General features: G+C 70.1%; 2 protein-coding genes. Both read right to left on the bottom strand.

The features are described from left to right. Nucleotides 1-413: hypothetical protein (locus OCH7691_RS22805; protein WP_217808217.1), on the bottom strand; the 413-nt coding region annotated here is incomplete at its 3' end. After that, nucleotides 410-592: hypothetical protein (locus tag OCH7691_RS23460; RefSeq protein WP_176245223.1), on the bottom strand; the 183-nt coding region annotated here is incomplete at its 5' end. The genes OCH7691_RS22805 and OCH7691_RS23460, both read right to left, overlap by 4 nt.

A 592-nucleotide genomic window follows, 5' to 3' on the forward strand; every position in this document is an offset into this window, starting at 1 on the left:
AGGACGATCCGCCCGATGTCGAAATAGCCGGCCAGCGGGGCGGCATCGGCGACCGCGATCTTCCAGTAGCGGTAGGTCTGGTCGGCCGCGAAGACCTGGTAGAGCGCGCCGTAGCCCGCCTCCATGCCGGTCAGTTCGTCGGCCGTGAAGTCCGGCGCGGCGACCGCCGGATCGGAAGCGTCCGCCGTCACCTGCACGGTCGCCGACGGCGAGAGGTTGGCGCCGAGGATGGCGAAGGCGCGGATCGCCGTCGCCGCGCCGAAATCCACGAGAACGTGGAAGGCATCCGTCCCGCTCGCCCGCCAGACCCGCGACAGGTGCGGATCGGCGCTGTTCGACCCGGGCAGGGTCGCGACCTCCCGGCTGTAGGTCTTCGCCGCGCTGTCGAAGGCGTTGTCGTGGAGCAGGATCATGCCAGGCACTCCAGGATGGTCTCGTTCCGCGCGCCGTCGAGCGTCAGCCCGATCACCCGCATGGTCCTGCCGCCGTCGAGCCCGTAGCGGCCATAGGTGACGCGCACGGTGTCGTTCAGCCGGAGCCGGTAGCCGAGCGCCTTGACGCGGACCTCGTAGATGAAGCGCGGCACGCCGAA

The organism is Oceanibacterium hippocampi (assembly GCF_900172325.1).
Lineage (GTDB): Bacteria > Pseudomonadota > Alphaproteobacteria > Sneathiellales > Sneathiellaceae > Oceanibacterium > Oceanibacterium hippocampi.